Raw genomic sequence first — 19,638 nt, forward strand, 5'->3', positions numbered from 1 at the left:
GTTCGGGTGTCATCGGTGTAGCACTCGGGTGTCACCTGCGGCTGTCACTGTTAGGTGCATGAACGCTGAGTTGATCGTTTCGGTGTCGGGGATCCGGGATACGACTCGCGACGCCGCGATCGAGTTCGCCGCGGAGATGGACGCGCGGGCCGTGCGGCTGTCGTTGCTGGTGGCGCCTCGGTTGAAGGGCAAATACCGGCTGGTCGACGATCCGGCGACGCAATCGTGGCTGCGCGGGCGGCGCCACGAAGGTGACGCGATCGTGCTGCACGGCTACGACCAGGCCGCCACCAAGGCGCGGCGCGCCGAGTTCGCGGATCTGCCGCGGCACGAGGCGACACTGCGGCTCAAGGCCGCTGATCGGGTGATGGAACGGGTGGAGTTGCGCACCCGGCTGTTCGCCGCGCCGCGCTGGGATGCCTCCGCCGGTGCGCTGGCCGCGTTGCCCGACGTGGGTTTCCGGATGGCGTTCGGGCTCACCAGCATGCTCGACCTGGAACGTGATGTGGCCCAGCGCGCTCGGGTGTACGGGATCGGCGAGGGATTCCGGGCCGAGCCGTGGTGGTGCCGGGCGCTGGTGATGGGCGCCGCGCGCACCGCCCGGCGCGGCGGGGTGCTGCGGTTGGCGGTGTCGGCGGCGCAGTTGCAGCGGTCGGGTCCGCGCCAGGCCATGCTCGACGCGGTCGACCTGGCGCTCTACCACGGTGCCCGCAGCGACGTGTACCGCTGGGAGCCTCATACCGAGGCCAGAGCTGCCTGACCCGGCCACCGCCGCCGCGCGTACTGGCGATCGGCGCGCGGCGGTGGCCTCGATACCTCCCTGCGCGATTTATCATTCATCAGTTGATCGAGTGGTTTCCGCTAGTTGTGTAAACGCAGCAGGAGGCAGCGCTGATGACGGGCACGGCGACGAAAGTCGCGACAACGACGAAATATATGTCCTGGGTGACATTGGCGTTGATGACAACGAGTTCGGTGGCCAGTCTGCGATCGGCGCCGACGATGGCCGTGTACGGGTTGGCCTGTGTATTCCTCTATGTCATTCCCGCGATACTGTTCCTGATGCCGACCTCGCTGGTCGCCGCGGAACTCGCGTCGGGATGGCAGGGCGGGGTGTATCAATGGGTGAGTGAGGGATTGAGTAAGCCGCTCGGATTCCTTGCCGTCTGGTGCCAGTTCGCCATGACGATCTTCTACTATCCGAGCCTGCTCGCTTATGTGGCAAGCACTTTCGCGTACATCATTCATCCGTCGCTGGCTTCCAATGGCCTGTATGTGGCGATCGTGATCATCACCGTCTATTGGGCGGGAGTGTACGTATCCTCGCAGGGCACTAAAACTGTTGCGGGACTGTCGAGTATGGGTTTGGTCATCGGCACGTTGATTCCCGGCACTCTGCTGGTCGTGCTCGGCCTGGTGTTTCTCGCGCAGGGCAATCCGTCTGCGGCTCCGATGGATTCGTCGCATCTGCTGCCCGCATGGGCCGGCTTGGCGAGCCTGGTGCTGATCGTGAACAATTTCCTCTCCTATGCGGGCATGGAGATGAACGCGGTGCATGTGTCGTCGCTGAAGAACCCTGCCAAGGAATTCCCCAAGGCGATGTTTCTCGCGATGGCGCTGGTGCTGGTGATCTTCGTCCTGCCCGCGCTGGCGATCAGCTGGGTGGTTCCGTCGGCCAGCCTGAGTCTTACCGCGGGGGTGATGCAGGCCTTCGATGCCTTCTTCGGCCACTTCGGAATCGGTTTCCTCACCCCGATCATCGGCATCGCACTGGTGGCCGCCGCGCTCGGCGGCATGCTCACCTGGCTGGCCGGACCGTCCAAGGGCCTGTTGCTGATCGGGCGCAGCGAAGGGTATCTGCCGCCGATCCTGACCCGGCTCAACAAGCACGGCGTGCAGCAGAACATGCTGGTGGCGCAAGGTGTGTTCACCACGCTGATCGCGCTGCTCTACGCGTTCATCCCCAATGTCTCCAGCGCGTACTGGATTCTGTCGGTGATCACCACACAGGTGTACCTGATCATGTACGTGCTGATGTTCGCCGCGGCCGCGAAGCTGCGCAGGGACGATCCGGACCATCCGCGCGGTTACCGGGCGCCCGCCTTGATGGCGCTGTGCGCGCTCGGCGCCCTGTCCTCGATCGCCGCGTTCACGATCGGCTTCGTGCCGCCGTCCCAATTCGGCGCGGGCAGCCCGTGGGTGTATGTGCTCATCGTGGGTGGCGGCATGGGCATCGTCGGTCTGCTGATTCCGTATCTGTTCTACCGAAATCGCAGGGACAGCTGGAAACTCGACGTACCGGAAGGGGCGCAGGCATGACCACCGGAGACGCTCCCGACCACAAGCGGCGGTGGATCTATCTCACCGCAGGTGTGCTGCTCGTGGTGTTCGCGCTGATCGGGCTGTTCACCTTCTCCGCGATCCGCGAGAACACGCAGGCGAACGCGAAAGCCCAAGAGCTGCACAACAATCTGGTGGCCGCCGGACTGCCCGCGCCCGAGCCCAGCGTGATCGCCAACGCGCTCGGCGACGACGGTGGGTCGGTCTGCCAGGACCCGAGTTCGCCGATGATCAAGGCGAAATATCAGGCCTCGATCACCAACGGTGCGGCCGGTCCAGGACAGCGACCGGTGATCGGCCCGCGCGACACCACCCACGCGGTGGCGCTCACGATCGCCACCTATTGCCCAGATCGATTGCAGGACTACCTTTCTCATCTCGACACCCTGAAGCTCGACGACACCACGAAGTGAGGCGCGAAGAGATGACCGAAGATGTGACGGCGCTGCGCGGCAAGGTCTCCGGGCTGATGGGCCAGGCGAAAAAGGATCTGGCCCAGCTCGTTTCGATGAAATCCGTCGCCGACCCGCGCCAGTTCCCGCCGGAAGGGTGTGCGCAGACCGCGCAGTGGGTGGCAGACGCCTTCGAAGCGGCCGGGCTGACCGAGGTCGGACTGCACGAGACTCCCGACGGCAGCAACGCGGTGGTCGGGCACAAGCCGGGGCCGCCCGGAACGCCGACGGTGCTGCTGTACTGCCACTACGACGTGCAGCCCCCGCTCGACGACGCCGCGTGGGAGACCCCGGTGTGGACGCTGACCGACAAGGACGGCCGCTGGTTCGGGCGCGGATCGGCGGACTGCAAGGGCAATATCGTCACCCATCTGACGGCGCTGCGGGCGATCGGACCGGACTTCCCGATCGGCATCAAAGTGGTGTCGGAGGGTTCGGAGGAGCAGGGCACGGGCGGGTTGGAGAAGTTCGTCGTCGCCAATCCCGATCTGCTGAGCGCCGACGTGATCCTGGTCGCCGACTGCGGCAATTTCGCGGTCGGCGTGCCCACGTTCACCCAGACGCTGCGCGGGAACGTGAATGTCGTCGTCACCGTGAAGACGATGGCGGGTCCGATGCACTCGGGCATGTTCGGCGGACCGGCGCCCGACGCGCTCGCCGCGATGATCCAGCTGTTGTCGTCGCTGCGGGACAAAGACGGCAACACCACCATCGACGGGCTCACCGGCGACCAGAAGTGGACCGGTGTGCAGTATCCGGTCGCGGACTTCCGCGCCGACGCGAGTGTGCTCGACGGCGTCGATCTGCTCGGCAGCGGCACCGTCTCCGACATGGTGTGGGCGCGGCCCGCGCTCACGGTGCTCGGGATGGATGTGCCCGCTGTGGTCGGCTCGTCGGCGGCGATCCAGCCGAGCACCAGGGCCAGGCTCAACCTGCGCATCCCGCCGGGCACCGAGCCCAAACAGGCCTATGACCTGCTGGAAAAGCACCTGCGCGCGCACGTGCCGTGGAACGCCGAGATCGATATCGAGGTCGAGGCGCTCGGCGAACCGTTCGTCGCGTCCACGCAGGGGCCTGCTCGAGCGGCGATGGAGCAGGCGATGGCGGCCTCCTACGGCCGCGAGGTGACCACCGAGGGCCAGGGCGGGTCGATCCCGCTGTGCAATGTCTTCGCCGACACCTATCCGAACGCCGAGATCATGCTGATCGGCGTCGAAGAGCCGAAATGCCTGATCCACGCGCCCAACGAGAGCGTCGACCCCAGCGAGATCGAGCACATGGCCCTGGCCGAGGCATTGTTCTTGAACAGCTATCGCTGATCAGAACTGGCCCTGGTCCTCGGGTTCGATGACGCGGAACTCGGTGCCTGCCGGGGCCATTTCGGTCAGCCTGCCGAAGTAGATGCCCTGGGCCGACGGGGTGATGATGCCGTGGTGGATGGGTACCGCGGTGCGCGGATTGACGGCGCGCAGGTAGTCGACGGCCTCCGCGATGCGCATCCACGGGGCGACGGCGGGGATCGCGAGCACGCCCACCGGGACCGGCGGCACCCATAGCGAGTCACCGGGGTGGACCAGCTGGGCGGGGTCGGCCTCGGTGCCGAGCTGGAAGACGGTGTTGTCGACCACCGGGATCTCCGGGTGGATCACCGCGTGCCTGCCACCGCCGCCGGTGATCTGCAAGTCGCCGATATCGAGCACCTGGCCGGCCGACACCGGCTCCCAGCCCTCGCTGCGCTGCTGCGCGGTCTGCGGGTCGGACAGCAGGCGGGCGGTGGGATTGTTCTCGATGAGGTCACCGATCCGGTTCGGGTCGATGTGGTCGGGATGCTGGTGGGTCACCGCGATCGCGTCCAAGCCGGTGATGCCCTCGAACCCGTGCGCGAAGGTGCCGGGGTCGAACAGTACTTTCACGCCGTGCAGTTCCACGAGGATGCAGGAATGACCGAAGTGGGCGATGCGCATACCCGATGCTAAGCCGCCGCGACCCCGGAACGCGGGCACGACGGCCCGGTCAACTAAGATTTCCGAGGTAACCCCCCACACCACTTGAGGAGCAACGCGTGGCACGAGTCGTGGTCGAGGTCATGCCGAAGGCCGAGATTCTGGACCCCCAGGGACAGGCCGTGGTCGGCGCGCTCCCGCGTCTGGGATTCGCCGGAATCTCGGATGTGCGGCAGGGCAAGCGATTCGAGCTCGAGGTGGACGACAGTGTGTCGGACGCTCAGCTCGAGCAGATCGCCGAGGCGCTGCTGGCGAACACGGTGATCGAGGACTGGAAGGTCGTTCGGGTCTCGTGAGCGCGCGTATTGGCGTAATTACCTTCCCGGGCACGCTCGACGATGTCGATGCGGCTCGCGCGGTGCGGCTGGCCGGCGCCGAGGCTGTGAGCCTGTGGCATGCCGACGCCGATATCAAGGGTGTCGACGCGGTGATCGTGCCCGGTGGGTTCTCCTACGGGGACTACCTGCGGTGCGGCGCTATCGCGCGGTTCGCGCCGGTGATGGGCGAGGTCGTTCGCGCGGCCGGGCAGGGTCTGCCGGTGCTCGGCATCTGTAATGGATTCCAGGTGCTGTGTGAGGCCGGGCTGCTGCCGGGTGCGCTGACTCGGAACGAGGGGCTGCACTTCATCTGCCGGGACGAGTGGTTGACGGTCGAGGCGACCGATACCGCGTGGAGTTCGCGGTATGAGTCGGGTGCGCAGATCCTTGTTCCGTTGAAGTCGGGTGAGGGGCGGTTCCAGGCTTCGGAGAAGGTGCTGGATGAGCTCGAGGGCGAAGGTCGGGTGGTTTTTCGGTATTCGGGTGGCAATCCGAATGGGTCGCAGCGTGGGATTGCTGGGATCTCGTCGGCTAACGGCCGGGTTGTTGGGTTGATGCCGCATCCTGAGCACGCTACTGAGGCTTTGACTGGGCCTAGTGATGATGGGTTGGGGATGTTTTTCTCGGTTATCGATAGTTTTGTCGGGGCCTGAGAACTGGGGTTTTAGTAGTCCTGGAGGCGCTGGCTGTGTTTATTGGAGCGCTGGCGCGCTCGAGTCGCGGCCCCGAGGGGCCGCCGGTTAGGCGCCGGTGCTTGCTCCTTCGTCGCCTACGCACCGGCGCCTAACCGGCGACCCGGCCGCGACCGGCCACTTCGTGGCCGTCCCTCCCTAAGTGTGTTGACCTGAGAGGTTAGGGACGCGGCTGGCTGGCGGACGTCCTCCGAGTGCGGTGTGGGCTCGGTGGTGATTGTAGGTATGGAGCCACTCGGTGAACGCGGCTCGGCGTTCGGTCTCTGACCGGTAAGCGCGGGCATAGGCCCATTCATCGACAAGGGTGCGGTTGAACCGTTCGACCTTGCCGTTGGTTTGTGGCCGGTAAGGGCGGGTCCGTTTATGGGTGATCGAGGCCGCGGTCATCGTCTGGGCCCAGAGCCGGGACCGGTAGCAGGGACCGTTGTCGGTCAGGACTCGTTTGACGGTGATCCCGTTGGTGGAGAAGAACTTCTGGGCTCGTTGCCAGAACCCGGCAGCGGTTTCCTTGCGTTCGTTGGGCAGGATCTCGGTGTAGGCGAGGCGGGAATGGTCATCGATGGCGTTGTGGAGATAGCTGTAGCCCAGATGGCTGCGACCACGGCTGTCGAGAGTCTTGCCCGCGGTCCGGGTGCGGTTGGTGCGCCCGAGTTTTTGCCCGACCGCGCGGGCCCCGCCGCCGTCGGGGATGTTGCCCAGCTTTTTGATATCGACATGGACCAGGTCGCCGGGGTGGTCGTGTTCGTAGCGGCGGATCGGGGTGCCGGTGGTGCGGTCGAGCCAGGCCAGGCGGGCCAGTTTGTAGCGTGTCAACACCCGGTGCACGGTGGAGGGATGCAAACCGAGTAGGTAGGCGATCCGTGCTGGTCCCCACCGGCGTAGGACACGGATTTTGATGATGCGGCGTTCGGTGCGGGTCGGGGTCCGGTTCGGGCAGTGGTGCGGGCGTGAGGATCGGTCGGACATGGCCGCGATGCCGTGGTGGCGGTAGCGGTTGGCCCAGCGGGCGGCGGTGGTGGGTGAGACTTGGAATCGTTCGGCTGCCCGTCGTAGTGGCCAGCCGTCGTCGATGACACAGCGGGCTAGTCGTAGACGGCCGAGTTCGGTCAGGGGTGCATTACGGTGTGTCATTGAAGACCTCCGTTGAGAGACGCGTTCCTTAGACAGCTCGCATCTCACTCGGAGGTCTTCGCCATGTCAGCTCGCCACGCCGTTACCAACCTGCGTGGTCAACACACCTAAGGGTCGGGAGTGCGGTGGCTGGGTTGGGTGGGTTGTGGAAGACGGGGACGCGCTGGGTGCGCGGGTGGTTGTGGGGTGGGTTGTGGATGGCGGGGTCGGGCTGGGGTGAAGGTGTGGTTTGGGGTGCGGGGTCAGGGGAGGGTGTCGATGATGTCGAAGTCGATGCCGTTCGCCTGGGCTATGTGGGCGGGGCCGACTGCTTGATTGCCGAGGAAACCTCGGCGGGTGGCTGGTCCGTCGAGCACCAGGCCGGTTTCCACCGCGGCGGTGATCTTGTTCACGTCGAGGGTGCCGGTCGTGTCGGCCAGGGTGTTCAGCAGGTGGATCGCTTCGTAGGTGGAGTTGCTGAAAGTTGTCAGGGCGGGGGCGAATTGGCCATGGTGGCGGTGGTAGCGGGCCTGGCGGGAGCGGCCCTCGGGGGTGTGGTTGTCGATGAAGAAGCTCGAGGCCACGTAGAGGTTGGTGTTGGCCGATGGGCCCGCGCTGAGTAGGACGTTCTCGTCGACCGCGGGGCTGAGGCGGGGCATGACGGTGGGGAGTCCGGTGGCGGTGAACTGGCGGTTGAAGCGGGCGGTGTCGGCGCCGACCATGAGGATCAGGACTGCGTCGGCCAGCAGGAGAGTGGGGTTGCCGAGGAAATCGCCGAAATCGGTGGTGCCGAGTGGGACGTACTGCTCGACGATGATGTCGTAGGGGTTCGGCAGGGACCGACGGAGCGCGCGAGCTGTTCGCCGGGGCCAGATGTAGTCGTTGCCGATGACCGCCCAGCGGCGCACGCCGAGTTCGCGAGCCATCCAGGCGGCGGCGGGGACTGTTTGGTGGTCGGGATGTTCACCCACCAGCAGGACGCCGGGGCGTTCGTCGGGCAGGCCCTCGTGATCGGTGGCGTAGAGATAGGGGACGCGGGCGTCGACGGCGTCGGCGACTGCTCGGCGCACCGCCGAGGTGTGCCAGCCGGTGATCGCGCCGACCATTCCGGTGGCGAGAAAGGCCTCCACCTCGGCGGCTACCTCGTGTGGTTCGCGGCCGCCGTCGATGGTGGTGAGGTGGATTTCGCGGCCGAGAATTCCTGTGCCGCTATTGATCTCGTCTACAGCCAGGGAAATGGCGGCGGTGCACGACGGCGCGATGATGCCACCGGGGCCCTGCGTGGGGACGATCGAGAGAATCTCGATCGTTTCATCCCGACCAGGACCGAAATTAGGCACTCTGTACTCTATCGCCTAGCGCGAACAGGGTTTGTTCGAATGAATTTCTCGGCAGGTGGAGAATGCGATCAGTGTTGGTCACGAGTGGGTATTCCACGCTGCACGGCGCCCTGCGCTCCGCGGAGCGCAACTGGGTGTGTCGGCTCGAAGCGGCGCTGACGGCTGACAACCTCACCGCCGACCATTGGGCGATCCTGTCGCAGCTGTCCACCGACGACGGGATGACGATGTCGGAACTGGCCGCCCAGGCGCGCCTGGCTCCCTCCTCGGCCACCCGGCACGCGGACAACCTGGCCGAACGCGGTCTGATCTTCCGGGTCGCCGCCACCGACGACCGGCGCCGGATCCTGATCGGACTGAGCAGTCTCGGCGCGAGGCTGGTCGCCAGGATCCGCGCGCAGGAAAAGCTCGCCGAGGAAGAACTGCGGTCCCGATTAGGGAATCGCCGGTACGGCGAATTGCTGGCCGCGCTCGCGGTGATCGCCGAACGCGACGACTGATCCGCACGCCGGTATTCCGGTGCGGGGTGCCGGTACGCGGTGTCGTGCCTAGGATCGCAGGATGCCCGTTTCCTTGACAGCGGCCACGGCCAGCGGACTCTGTGCCTTCATCGATGCGTCACCCTCGCCGTTCCATGTGTGTGCGACGGTGGCGGCCGAGCTGGACGGCAACGGGTTCACGCCGTTGACCGAGGCGTCGGCGTGGGACGACGCGGGCGGGAAACACTATGTGGTGCGCGGTGGTTCGCTGATCGCGTGGGCCGATTACGACGCGGTACCCGCGGCCCCGTTCCGGGTGGTCGGCGCGCACACCGACAGTCCCAACCTGCGGGTGAAGCAGCATCCCGATCTGGCGGGCGCAGGCTGGCAGCTCGTCGGACTCGAGCCGTACGGCGGGGCCTGGCTGAACTCCTGGCTCGATCGGGAACTTGGGCTCTCGGGGCGGCTCAGTGTGCGCGAGGGCGCGCGAATGCGCGACGTGCTGGTGCGGATCGACGAGCCGATCCTGCGGGTGCCGCAACTGGCGATCCACCTGTCCGAGGATCGGCGCGGGGTCACCCTCGACCCGCAGCGGCACGTGAACGCGATCTGGGGGATCGGCGACGCACCCGCCTCGTTCCTGGACTTCGTGGCCGAGCGAGCCGAGGTCGACGGTGCCGACGTGCTCGGCTGGGAACTCATGACGCACGACCTCGCGTCGAGCACGATCGTCGGTCGCGATCTCGATCTGGTGAGCGCGCCGCGGCTCGACAATCAGGGGACTTGCTACGCCGGATTGCAGGCGTTTCTCGCGGCCGCCGACGAGCCGGGTGCGGCGACGGCGGTACTGGTGATGTTCGACCACGAGGAGGTCGGGAGCCAGTCCGATCGTGGGGCGCAATCGGATCTGCTGCCCGCGGTGCTGGAGCGGATCGTGCTGGCACGCGGTGGTGGGCGTGCGGATTACCTTGCCGCGCTTGCGGGTTCGGTGGTCGCCTCCGGCGATATGGCGCACGCGACACATCCGAACTACCCGGACCGGCACGAGCCTGCGCATCGCATCGAGGTCGGCGGTGGGCCGGTACTCAAGGTGAACCAGAACCTGCGCTACGCCACTGACGCGGCGGGTGCGGGTGCGTTCGCGCTCGCCTGCGCGCAGGCGGAGGTGCCGCTGCAGCGCTACGTCCACCGCGCCGATCTGCCGTGCGGCTCGACCATCGGCCCGATGACGGCCGCCCGCACGGGCATGTCGACCGTCGACGTCGGCGCACCTCAGCTCGCCATGCACTCGTGCCGCGAACTCATGGGGGCCGCCGATGTCCCCGCTTACGCCTCCGCTCTCGCCGCCTTCCTGACGCCCGAAGCGACGGACTGACCCCGGTACGACGAGCCGCGCTCCAACCCGGAATCAGCTCGGCTGGGCCTGCGCTCGGAGGACTTGGCTGCGGGTCGAGCGCGCGGCACTCAGCGCGCTCGTCGCGGCGGGTCGGGCGCGGTACGCAGCGCGCTCGCCGTCGGTCGCGGCGATCAGGCAGTCGCGAGTTCGGTTGCCGCCGAGGGCTTCCGGACGGGGCGATAGGTGATCGCCGCGTAGGCGATCACGGCGAAGGTGGCCCACACGTAGCTACTGCCGATGATCTGCTGCCACCAGGCCCAGGCGAGTTCCTTGTCGCCCGAATGGGGCAGCACCCACTGCGGGCCGATGATGAACATCACCGTGAACAGGGCGACGAGGGTGGTGAAGGCGCGCGAGCGGCGGCGATCGGCGAGGCTGACGGCCACGACCAGGGCGGGCGCCACCCAGACCCAGTGATGCGACCACGACACCGGCGAGACCAACAGCACCGCGGCCGCGTTCACCAGTAGCGCGCCGACGTCGTTACCCGCGCCGATCAGGCGGTACATCCACACCGCGGCCAGCGCGATCGTCAGCGCCGACAGGCCGATCCACAGGCCCGTCGCCAGTGATTCGTCCAGGCCGAGACGGAACAGCGTGCCCTTGATCGACTGGTTGCCGGCGAAGTAGGGCGTGCCGATGCGGTCGGTGTCGGAGACGGTGTGGAACCAGTATTCGACCGAGTCCTTCGGGAACAGCAGGAACCCGACGCCGATCGCGCCCGCGGCCGAGACGACCATGGTGGCCGCGGCCTTCCAATCCCGGCGGAGCAGGAAATACAGCAGGTACCCGGCCGGAATCAGCTTGATCGACACCGCGATGCCGATCAGCATCCCGCGCGGCCAGAACGGCTTGCGCACGAGAATGTCGAGGGTGACCGCGGCCATCAGGATCAGGTTGATCTGGCCGAAATTGACGGTCTGGCGGATCGGCTCGAGGTACTGCGCGAGGCCGAGCCCGGCGATCAACACGGTGAGTACCGCGATCCGGTCGAGCTCGGGACGCACGCGAACCAGCACCAGCCACAGCGCGATCCCCAGGCTCGCCAGTGAGGTCACCAGCACCACGACCTCGGCCGCCACCAACGGCATCAACGCCAGTGGCACGAAGAACATCGCGGCCAGCGGGGGATAGGTGAACGGCAGACCCAGCCCGTGGACCGGCGGCATCGGACCGTAGAGGTCGCCGCCGTCGAGCCACACGCGCGCGCCGTTGCGGTACACCTGCAGGTCGATGAAGCCGTGCCACCAGTGCGCGAACAGCGCGACGGCGGCGGAGAACACGAACAACGCGATCGCGGCGGTGAGCCAGCGTCGTTGTCGGTCGGAATTCTGTTCGAAAGAGATGGAGCTCGGTTCCGCACTTCGCGCGGGAACAGGCGGCTCGACCTGCTCGGCAACCCCCGGACTTTCGTTCACAGCGCCAGAGTAATGGGTACTCCAATGCCCCAGTCGCAAGTGTGACCAGACCGAATCCGGTTACCTCCCCAGCATGAGGGCAGTACGGGCGGCAGGCGGCTAGCTCGCAACCATTAGACTCTGCAGATCAAGTTCCCCCCGGCCGAAAGGACCCTGGTCTCCCGTGACACTGCAGGTCGACACCGTCGCTACCGCCGCAGCCACCCCGGATGCTCCGCAGCCGTACAAGGAACTCGGTCTCAAAGACGACGAGTACGCCCGCATCAAGGAGATTCTGGGCCGTCGGCCCACCGATGCCGAGCTGGCGATGTACTCGGTGATGTGGAGCGAACACTGCTCCTACAAGTCCTCCAAAGTTCATCTGCGTTACTTCGGTGAGACCACCACCGACGAGATGAAGGCCTCGATGCTGGCCGGGATCGGCGAGAACGCCGGCGTGGTCGACATCGGCGACGGCTGGGCCGTCACCTTCAAGGTGGAGAGCCACAACCACCCGTCCTATGTGGAGCCGTACCAGGGCGCGGCCACCGGTGTCGGCGGCATCGTGCGCGACATCATGGCCATGGGCGCCCGTCCGATCGCGGTGATGGACCAGCTGCGTTTCGGCGCCGCTGATGCCCCCGACACCCGTCGCGTTGTCGACGGTGTGGTGCGCGGCGTCGGCGGTTACGGCAACTCGCTCGGCCTGCCCAATGTCGGCGGCGAGACCGTGTTCGACGCCTCCTACCAGGGCAACCCCCTCGTGAACGCGCTGTGCGCGGGCGCGATGCGCGTGGAAGACCTGCACCTGGCGTTCGCCTCGGGCAACGGCAACCGGATCATCCTGTTCGGCGCGCGCACCGGCCTCGACGGCATCGGCGGCGTGTCCGTGCTCGCCTCGGATTCCTTCTCCGGTGACGAGTCGGGTACCGGCCGCAAGAAGCTGCCCGCCGTGCAGGTGGGCGACCCGTTCACCGAGAAGGTGCTCATCGAGTGCTGTCTCGACCTGTACGCGGCCGGGCTGGTCGTCGGCATCCAGGACCTCGGCGGCGCCGGACTGTCCTGTGCCACGTCCGAACTCGCCGCGGCGGGCGACGGTGGCATGCACATCGACCTGACCAAGGTCCCGCTGCGCGCGGCGCACATGACCCCCGCGGAGATCCTGTCGAGCGAATCGCAGGAGCGCATGTGCGCGGTCGTCACGCCGGCGAACGTGGAAGCCTTCATGGCCGTCTGCAAGAAGTGGGACGTGCTGGCCACCGACATCGGTGAGGTCACCGACGGCGACCACCTCGTCATCACCTGGCACGGCGAGACCGTGGTGGACGTGCCGCCGCGCACGGTCGCCCACGAGGGCCCGGTCTACGAGCGCCCGGTGCAGCGTCCCGACACCCAGGACGCGCTGATCGCCGACACCACCGCCACCCTGACCCGGCCCAAGACCGGCGACGAGCTGCGCGAGACCCTGCTCACGATGATCGCCAGCCCGCAGCTGTGCAGCCGCAAGTGGATCACCGAGCAGTACGACCGCTACGTGCGTGGCAACACCGTGCTGGCCGAGCACGCCGACGCGGGCGTCGTCCGCATCGACGAGTCCTCCGGCCGCGGTATCGCGCTGGCCACCGACGCGTCGGGCCGCTACACCAAGCTCGACCCGTACACCGGCGCGCAGCTGGCACTGGCCGAGGCGTTCCGCAATGTCGCCACCACCGGCGCCACCCCCAAGGCCGTCACCAACTGCCTGAACTTCGGTTCGCCGGAGGATCCTGGCGTGATGTGGCAGTTCCAGCAGGCCGTGCGCGGTCTCGCGGATGGCTGTGCGGCCCTTGGCATTCCGGTCACCGGCGGCAACGTGAGCTTCTACAACCAGACCGGCAAGGACGCCATCCTGCCCACCCCGGTGGTCGGGGTGCTCGGCGTGATCGACGATGTGCACCGCCGCATCCCGACCGGCCTCGGCATCGAAGTGGGCGAATCGCTGATCCTGCTCGGCGAGACCCACGACGAGCTGGACGGCTCGATCTGGTCGCAGGTGACCCACGATCACCTCGGTGGCGTGCCGCCGAAGGTCGACTTCGCTCGCGAGCAGTTGCTCTCGGAGGTGCTCACCTCGGGTTCGCGCGACGGCATGATCTCCGCCGCGCACGACCTGTCCGAGGGTGGGCTGGCGCAGACCGTGATAGAGGCGGCGCTGGCGGGCGAGACCGGTTGCCGCATCGTGCTTCCCGAGGGCTCGGATCCGTTCGTGCAGCTGTTCTCCGAGTCGGCCGGGCGCGTGCTCGTCGCGGTGCCGCGCTCGGAGGAGACCAGGTTCACCAAGATGTGTGATGCGCGGCAGCTGCCGTGGGTGCGCATCGGCGTGGCCGATCAGGGCTCGGATTCGGTCGAGGTGCAGGGGCAGTTCTCCGTGACACTCACCGAATTGCGTGAGGCGTTCGAAGGCACGCTGCCTAAGCTGTTCGGAGCCCATACCGCGTGAATTGACCGATGAGGAGTCGAGCTTGACTACAGCGGATACGAGCTCGACTCCTCGGCCGGTCGCGCGCGAAGACGCTGCGCACGACAACCTCTTCATCAGGGGAATTCACCTGGTGGAGAGGTTTTTTCATCCCAATTACACCGGCCTTGTGGTGGCGACGATGTTCTTCGGACTGTCGCTGACCCCCTCGCTGCTGCCCCGTGACTGGTTCTTCCAGGGTCTGCTCAGCGGGATCAACGCGACGATCGGCTACGGGCTCGGCTGTGCGCTGGCCCTGGCGTGGCGCAAGTGGGTCGCGCCGCGGATCACCTGGCCCGAGCAGGTGCGCACGGCGTGGGCTCGGCGACCGGGCTGGTCGCTGGTGGCGGGCAAGAGCGCGATCGTGGTGGCGTGCCTGATCTTCGCGGTGCTGATGAGCATTCAGTCCTCGAAGTGGCAGCGGCAGATCACCGATCTGATGGGGATGGCGCCGGTCTCCGACGCGGGGTATCCGCGGACGGTGCTGATCGGCGCGGTGGTGGTCGGGCTGCTGATCTGGATCTCGCGACTGGTGGTGCGGCTGGTGCGTACGGTGACGCGGGCGCTGAATCAGTGGGTGCGGATTCCGGCCGCGTTCGCGCGGCCGCTCGGGGTGATCGTGGTCGTGGTGGCGGCGGTGCTGTTGTTCAACGGCGTGTTGGCGAAAGGCTTTTTCGCCGTGGCCAATTCGGCGTTCAGCGCGCGCAACAGTCACACCTCGGCGCACGCGGTCCAGCCGACGCTGCCCGAACGTTCCGGTAGCCCTGACTCGTTGGCCAAATGGGAGACACTGGGATCCGAAGGCCGGTGGTTCGTCTCGAACGCGCCGAACGCCCTCGCGATCGGTCAGGTCACCGGAACGCCCGCGCGCGAACCGATTCGGGTCTACGCCGGGCTGGAATCCGCCGACGGTGTCGAGGCGCAGACCGACGTGGCCGTCGCCGAACTCGAACGCACCAAGGCCTTCGAACGCGAGGCGCTGGTGGTGATCAGCACCACCGGCACCGGCTGGGTCGACACGACCAGTGCCGTGGCGGTCGAATTGATGTACGGCGGGGACACCGCGCTGGTGGCGACGCAGTACTCGTATCTGCCCAGCGCGTTGTCGTTCCTGTCGGACCGGGACAAGTCGATGACCATGGGGCGCACGCTGTTCGACAAGGTGTACGACCGCTGGTCGGCGCTGCCCGAAGACGCCAGGCCCAAGCTGCTGGTCTACGGCGAGAGCCTCGGTTCGCAGGGGTCGGAGGGCGCGTTCTCCGGGCTGGCCGATATCCGCAATCGCGCCGACGGGGTGCTGTGGGTGGGGCCGCCCAACTCCAACCGGCTGTGGTCGGAATTCGTGACAAGACGTGACCCCGGCACCGACGAGATCACCCCGATCTACGCCGACGGGATGTCGGTGCGGTTCGCCGCGAGCGCTGATCAGCTCGCTCAGCCGACGCCGGTCTGGAACGATCCGCGCATCGTCTACCTGCAGCACGCTTCCGACCCGGTGGTGTGGTGGTCGCCGGATCTGTTGTTCAGTCAGCCGGATTGGTTGCGGGAGAAGCGCGGTCCGGATGTGTCGCCGGCGATGTCGTGGTATCCCATCGTGACGTTCTGGCAGGTGGCCGCGGATCTGCCGCGCGCGCAGACGGTTTCGGACGGGCACGGTCACAACTACGGCAATGTCGTCCCCGAGGCTTGGGCGGCGGTAGCCCAACCACCGGATTACACACCGGAATTGGCGGCGCGCATCGAGACGTTCGTGCTCGAGGCCGCGGCCACCGAGCGGCAGTTGAAGTGACGAAACCGGGGCAGCGCCGAACCCCTCGATCGGCGCAGCCCCGGCGCACTCACGACACCGATTTGAACGGATTGTGTTCGGCGATCAGCTGTTCCAGCCGCGCCTCATCGACCCGGCTCAACAGTGATTGGGTCTCCTGCTGGTCGCGCACGACCTTGGCGAGGGTGAAGCAGCTGGTCACCAGGAACAGCCCCGACATCGCGAGGAACGCGCGCTGCCAGCCGTCCAGCGGCAGATACGCGATTCCGGCGCCGGTCCCGAACAGACTGACAGCGAACGCGATCGCGGCCTGGGCCATGTAGGCCGAGGTGTTCTTCGGCTTGTGGTTTGTGCTCATGGTTCTCAGTGTGCTGACCCGCGGCGTCGCGATCGCGCGTACAACTACTCGAGTGCGCTACGTATTTTGTGAGCGGCTCCGCAGGCGTAAATCTTCGAGATTGTCGGTGGCGGACGCCATACTGGGGCGGTGACCGAGCGCGCTTCGACTTCCGCGATGCTGCGTGCGCGCGGCGGTGTTCTCGCGCGGCGCGTGGAGCAGATGATCGACCTGAACTATGTCGGATTGGTGCTGGCCACGCTGTTTTTCGGGCTGTCGGTGACACCTTCGCTGGTGCCGCGCGACTGGCTCTTCCAGGGACTGATCAGTGGGATCAACGCGGCGATCGGGTACGGGCTCGGGTGTGTGCTCGAGTGGGTGTTCCGGCAGTGGGTGCGGTCGCGGCTGCCGATTCCGAGTCCTTCCGATCGGGTGCGGTACGCGATCAAGGCGAGCGTGCTGGTGGGGTGTGCGCTGGTCGCGGCGCTGATGCTGGTGCAGTCGGCGAAGTGGCAGCGCGAGATCACCTCGCTGATGGGGATGGCGGGCACGACCACGCCCGCGTATCTGCGCACCGGGCTGCTCAGTGTGGCGGTCGGAGTGGCGGTGGTGGCCGCGTATCGGACGGTGCGGGTGATGGTGCTGGGGCTGGCACGCCAGCTCAATCGGTGGGTACGGGTGCCGCGTGAGGTGGCGCCGGCCGCCGGGTTGCTGGTGCTGGTCGTGCTCACGGTGACGATCTTCAACGGGGTCGCGTCGCGGGCGTTCTTCGCGGTGGCCAACTCGGCGTTCAGTGTGCGCAACGATCGGACCACGCCGTATGCGGTGCAGCCGGTGGCGCCGGAGCGTTCGGGGAGCGCCGGGTCGCTCGCGCCGTGGGAGACGCTGGGGTTCGAGGGGCGGTGGTTCGTGTCCAATGGGCCGAGTGCCGCCGCGATCGGCGAGGTGACGGGAAAGGCGGCGCGCGAACCTATTCGGGCGTATGTGGGGTTGGAGTCGGTGCGGCGGGAGCAGACCGCGGCGCAGCTGGCTGTGGCCGAACTGGAGCGGACCAAAGCCTTCGAACGCGAGGCGATGGTGGTGGTCACGACTACCGGTACCGGCTGGGTCAACGGGATGGCGGCGGGGGCCGTGGAGTATCTCTACGGCGGGGATACGGCGATCGTGGCGACGCAGTTCTCGTATCTGCCCAGCGTGCTGTCGTTTCTCTCGGACCGGGAGAAGGCGGCGGCGGCCAGCCGGGAGTTGTTCGACGCGGTATACGAAAGGTGGTCGGCCCAGCCGGAGGGGCATCGGCCGAAGTTGTTCGTCTATGGGGAGAGTTTGGGTTCGCAGGGCTCAGAGGAGGCTTTCGACGGGCTGGCCGATCTTCGCGAGGAGGTCGATGGCGCGCTGTGGGTGGGGCCGCCTAATTCGAATCGGTTGTGGCGGCAGTTCGTCGATCGGCGCGATCCTGGGACGCCCGCGGTAGCGCCGGTGTACGCGGATGGGCTTGTCGTCCGATTCGCCGATGACGCAACGGATTTCGCCGGTTCGGAGCCGTGGCGCGCACCCCGCATCGCCTACCTGCAACACCCGTCCGATCCGATCGTGTGGTGGTCGGCCGATCTGATCTTCACGCGGCCGGACTGGTTGAGTGAGCCGCGTGGGCCCGATGTGTCGACGCAGATGCGGTGGGCGCCTTTTGTGACGTTCTGGCAGGTCACGGCTGATCTCACCAATGCGCAGGGGGTTTCGGACGGGCACGGGCACCGGTACGGGAGTTTGGTGCTGGACGGGTGGTTGGCGGTGGGTGCGCCCGGTGGGGTGAGTGTCGAGGTCGTCGAGCGAATTCGGGTGGCACTGGAATCGGCGGAGCGAATCGAGCGGGTGGTGAAGTGAGAAGGCTGGAAAATGTTGCTGCGCTGGCGCTTCCGCTCCTCTGGAGCAACCGGGTCCTGCCCGCCCTCGGCCTTGGGCTTCGTGGCCGCACCGTAGCGAACGCCGCCTTCGCCGCGGGATACACGAAGGTCTTTCGAGGCCGGCCGAACTGGTCGTCGCCCAGTGGGTTTCGATGGGGACTGGGCAGTGCGGTGGTAGTTCTCGCCGGTTACGCGGTAGCCCTTGCTGTTCCGTCGCTGCGGCGTCTTCCGCTCGAAATCGCTGTCCGCGCACCGGAGACCTCGACCCTCGAATGGATCGCCTTGCACATCCCCGTCGGCACGGTCCTGGCCGAGGAGGCGATCTTCCGGGGCACCCTCGATCCACTGCTGGCCGCGAGTGCCGGTGCCACGGCGCCCGCGATCAGCGCGGTGGATTTCGGCCTCTGGCACATCCAACCGGCAAGAGCCGCACAGGATCCCGTGCTCCCGACCGTCTTGGCCACCACTCTCGCCGGCCTTGTTTTCAGCGTGCTTCGCCGTCGATCGGGGAGTGCGACCGCGCCCGCGCTCCTGCATCTGGCGATCAATGCGGGGGGAGCGCTCGCGCCTGTCGCTGCCCGGTGGGTCGATGGGCGCACGCGGTAGCGCTGCCGGCTTTCGGATGCGGCAGGGAGCCTGCGGCGGGCAGGCTGGGTGACCGGGCTCAGGCCGTGGCGACGAAACCGGCGACGGCCTCGGTGAAGGCGTCGTTGTCGTCGCCCGCCGCGGTGTGGGCCGCGGCGCCGATCTCGGCCAGTCGGGCGTGCGGTGCCAGCGCCAGGAATGCCGCGGCGCCTTCGTCGCTGACCACATCGGACTTGCCGCCGCGGACCAGCAGGACCGGGATGGTCAAGGCTTCGGCGGCGGCTTCCATCTCGATGATGCGGGCTTCCGGGTCGTCGTTGACGTCGCTGATCAGGTCGGGGTCCCAGTGCCAGTACCAGCGCCCGTCCCGCTGACGCAGGTTGCGCAGCAAGCCGTCGGCGTTGTCGGGGCGCGGCCGGTGCGGCATGTACGCGGCGACCGCGTCGGCCACCTGATCGAGGGTGTCGAAGCCGTCGCGATGCCTGCCGAGGAAATCCATGACGCGCTCCACGCCCGCCGATTCCGAGCGGGGCACGATGTCGACCAGGACGAGCGCGCGAATCGCGCTCCCACCCGGTGTCGCGGTGGCGAGCAGCCCGGTGATCCCACCCATGCTGGCCCCGACCACCACCGCGCCCGCCTCCTGCGTCGCGCCGAGCTGCTCGAGCACGGCGTGCAGGTCGCTGACCATCGCGGTCCTGGAGTAGTCCGCCGTCGGCGACCAATCACTGTCCCCGTGCCCGCGCGCGTCAACGGCGACGACCCGCATTCCCGCCGCCGCCAGCGCCCGCCCCGTCCGCTTCCACGAATGCCGGGTCTGCCCACCACCGTGCAGCATCACGACCAGCGGGCCGTCCTCCGCGCCGAAGTTGTCGGCCACCAGGGTGAGGCCGTCGGCAGCGCGCAAACGCAGCACGGTCGGCTCCAGTGGATCGATGAAACTCATAGGACGAATGTACGACGAGTCACCTCCGCCCGTGCTGCCGGGCAATAGATCGCTGGTCGGGACGCGCGGCGTTCGACG

The 19,638-nt window shown here is 67.2% G+C and carries 18 protein-coding genes; 12 read left to right on the forward strand and 6 right to left on the reverse strand.

Translation table 11 applies throughout. The features are described from left to right. Positions 1–58 precede the first annotated feature (58 nt). The 4 genes from ACQHI0_RS31130 (at position 59) to ACQHI0_RS31145 (ending at position 4,111) form a co-directional block, all read left to right on the forward strand. Positions 59–760, forward strand: a complete 702-nt coding sequence (locus ACQHI0_RS31130; protein ID WP_427905298.1) for a DUF2334 domain-containing protein — start codon at positions 59–61, stop codon at positions 758–760. Between the two features lie 134 nt (positions 761–894). Then, a complete protein-coding gene (locus ACQHI0_RS31135) occupies positions 895–2,319 on the forward strand; it encodes an APC family permease (protein WP_427905299.1) in 1,425 nt (474 codons plus the stop codon). Further along, entirely contained in the window at positions 2,316–2,753 is a 438-nt protein-coding gene (locus tag ACQHI0_RS31140) for a hypothetical protein (RefSeq protein WP_427905300.1), read from the forward strand. Before ACQHI0_RS31135 ends, ACQHI0_RS31140 begins: the two co-directional genes overlap by 4 nt. 11 nt (positions 2,754–2,764) lie before the next feature. After that, entirely contained in the window at positions 2,765–4,111 is a 1,347-nt protein-coding gene (locus ACQHI0_RS31145; protein WP_427905301.1) for a dipeptidase, read from the forward strand. Here the strand turns inward: ACQHI0_RS31145 and ACQHI0_RS31150 are convergent, their stop codons facing one another. After that, a complete protein-coding gene (locus ACQHI0_RS31150) occupies positions 4,112–4,756 on the reverse strand; it encodes an MBL fold metallo-hydrolase (RefSeq protein ID WP_427905302.1) in 645 nt (214 codons plus the stop codon). Between the two features lie 98 nt (positions 4,757–4,854). On the opposite strand from ACQHI0_RS31150, the gene purS reads away from it, so the two are divergent. Beyond that, complete coding sequence (purS, locus tag ACQHI0_RS31155) at positions 4,855–5,091, forward strand: phosphoribosylformylglycinamidine synthase subunit PurS (protein WP_056818769.1); 237 nt, start codon at positions 4,855–4,857, stop codon at positions 5,089–5,091. Next, entirely contained in the window at positions 5,088–5,765 is a 678-nt protein-coding gene (gene purQ / locus ACQHI0_RS31160) for a phosphoribosylformylglycinamidine synthase subunit PurQ (RefSeq protein ID WP_427905303.1), read from the forward strand. Before purS ends, purQ begins: the two co-directional genes overlap by 4 nt. Before the next feature lie 177 nt (positions 5,766–5,942). On the opposite strand, the gene ACQHI0_RS31165 is transcribed toward purQ, so the two are convergent. After that, the gene (locus ACQHI0_RS31165; protein ID WP_427903337.1) at positions 5,943–6,935 is read right to left on the reverse strand and encodes an IS481 family transposase; all 993 of its coding nucleotides are present in this window, start codon (positions 6,933–6,935) and stop codon (positions 5,943–5,945) included. Positions 6,936–7,177: 242 nt separating this feature from the next. After that, on the reverse strand, positions 7,178–8,254 hold the full coding sequence (locus ACQHI0_RS31170) for a substrate-binding domain-containing protein (RefSeq protein ID WP_427905304.1): 1,077 nt from the start codon (positions 8,252–8,254) through the stop codon (positions 7,178–7,180). A gap of 71 nt (positions 8,255–8,325) precedes the next feature. Here ACQHI0_RS31170 and ACQHI0_RS31175 point away from each other — a divergent pair, with 71 nt between their 5' ends. Both ACQHI0_RS31175 and ACQHI0_RS31180 read left to right on the forward strand, forming a co-directional pair. Next, entirely contained in the window at positions 8,326–8,754 is a 429-nt protein-coding gene (locus ACQHI0_RS31175; RefSeq protein WP_427905305.1) for a MarR family winged helix-turn-helix transcriptional regulator, read from the forward strand. A gap of 61 nt (positions 8,755–8,815) precedes the next feature. Then, on the forward strand, positions 8,816–10,108 hold the full coding sequence (locus ACQHI0_RS31180) for a M18 family aminopeptidase (protein WP_427905306.1): 1,293 nt from the start codon (positions 8,816–8,818) through the stop codon (positions 10,106–10,108). Positions 10,109–10,260: 152 nt separating this feature from the next. Here ACQHI0_RS31180 and ACQHI0_RS31185 read toward each other — a convergent pair whose 3' ends face one another. Then, a complete protein-coding gene (locus tag ACQHI0_RS31185) occupies positions 10,261–11,547 on the reverse strand; it encodes a glycosyltransferase 87 family protein (RefSeq protein WP_427905307.1) in 1,287 nt (428 codons plus the stop codon). 163 nt (positions 11,548–11,710) lie between these two features. Between ACQHI0_RS31185 and purL the strand changes: the two genes are divergently transcribed. Together purL and ACQHI0_RS31195 are read left to right on the forward strand one after the other, a co-directional pair. Next, a complete protein-coding gene (purL, locus tag ACQHI0_RS31190) occupies positions 11,711–14,005 on the forward strand; it encodes a phosphoribosylformylglycinamidine synthase subunit PurL (protein ID WP_427905308.1) in 2,295 nt (764 codons plus the stop codon). A gap of 22 nt (positions 14,006–14,027) precedes the next feature. Next, on the forward strand, positions 14,028–15,812 hold the full coding sequence (locus ACQHI0_RS31195) for an alpha/beta hydrolase (protein WP_427905309.1): 1,785 nt from the start codon (positions 14,028–14,030) through the stop codon (positions 15,810–15,812). Positions 15,813–15,861: 49 nt separating this feature from the next. On the opposite strand, the gene ACQHI0_RS31200 is transcribed toward ACQHI0_RS31195, so the two are convergent. After that, on the reverse strand, positions 15,862–16,149 hold the full coding sequence (locus tag ACQHI0_RS31200; RefSeq protein ID WP_379233830.1) for a YiaA/YiaB family inner membrane protein: 288 nt from the start codon (positions 16,147–16,149) through the stop codon (positions 15,862–15,864). A 129-nt stretch (positions 16,150–16,278) separates the two neighbouring features. Here ACQHI0_RS31200 and ACQHI0_RS31205 point away from each other — a divergent pair, with 129 nt between their 5' ends. Together ACQHI0_RS31205 and ACQHI0_RS31210 are read left to right on the forward strand one after the other, a co-directional pair. Then, a complete protein-coding gene (locus tag ACQHI0_RS31205) occupies positions 16,279–18,009 on the forward strand; it encodes an alpha/beta hydrolase (protein WP_427905310.1) in 1,731 nt (576 codons plus the stop codon). A 191-nt stretch (positions 18,010–18,200) separates the two neighbouring features. Beyond that, the gene (locus tag ACQHI0_RS31210) at positions 18,201–18,635 is read left to right on the forward strand and encodes a CPBP family intramembrane glutamic endopeptidase (RefSeq protein ID WP_427905311.1); all 435 of its coding nucleotides are present in this window, start codon (positions 18,201–18,203) and stop codon (positions 18,633–18,635) included. Between the two features lie 58 nt (positions 18,636–18,693). Here the strand turns inward: ACQHI0_RS31210 and ACQHI0_RS31215 are convergent, their stop codons facing one another. Continuing rightward, positions 18,694–19,560 (reverse strand): alpha/beta fold hydrolase, encoded by an 867-nt coding sequence (locus tag ACQHI0_RS31215; protein ID WP_427905312.1) that lies wholly within the window; start codon positions 19,558–19,560, stop codon positions 18,694–18,696. Positions 19,561–19,638: the final 78 nt, after the last annotated feature.

The organism is Nocardia sp. FBN12 (genome assembly GCF_050320175.1).
GTDB lineage: Bacteria > Actinomycetota > Actinomycetes > Mycobacteriales > Mycobacteriaceae > Nocardia.

Bases quoted from the DNA above. Each gene is read 5' to 3' on its own strand.
- ACQHI0_RS31130 (WP_427905298.1), top strand. From the start codon at position 59: ATGAACGCTGAGTTGATCGTTTCGGTGTCGGGGATCCGGGATACGACT.
- ACQHI0_RS31135 (WP_427905299.1), top strand. From the start codon at position 895: ATGACGGGCACGGCGACGAAAGTCGCGACAACGACGAAATATATGTCC.
- ACQHI0_RS31140 (WP_427905300.1), top strand. From the start codon at position 2,316: ATGACCACCGGAGACGCTCCCGACCACAAGCGGCGGTGGATCTATCTC.
- ACQHI0_RS31145 (WP_427905301.1), top strand. From the start codon at position 2,765: ATGACCGAAGATGTGACGGCGCTGCGCGGCAAGGTCTCCGGGCTGATG.
- ACQHI0_RS31150 (WP_427905302.1), bottom strand. From the start codon at position 4,756: ATGCGCATCGCCCACTTCGGTCATTCCTGCATCCTCGTGGAACTGCAC.
- ACQHI0_RS31165 (WP_427903337.1), bottom strand. From the start codon at position 6,935: ATGACACACCGTAATGCACCCCTGACCGAACTCGGCCGTCTACGACTA.
- ACQHI0_RS31180 (WP_427905306.1), top strand. From the start codon at position 8,816: ATGCCCGTTTCCTTGACAGCGGCCACGGCCAGCGGACTCTGTGCCTTC.
- ACQHI0_RS31200 (WP_379233830.1), bottom strand. From the start codon at position 16,149: ATGAGCACAAACCACAAGCCGAAGAACACCTCGGCCTACATGGCCCAG.
- ACQHI0_RS31215 (WP_427905312.1), bottom strand. From the start codon at position 19,560: ATGAGTTTCATCGATCCACTGGAGCCGACCGTGCTGCGTTTGCGCGCT.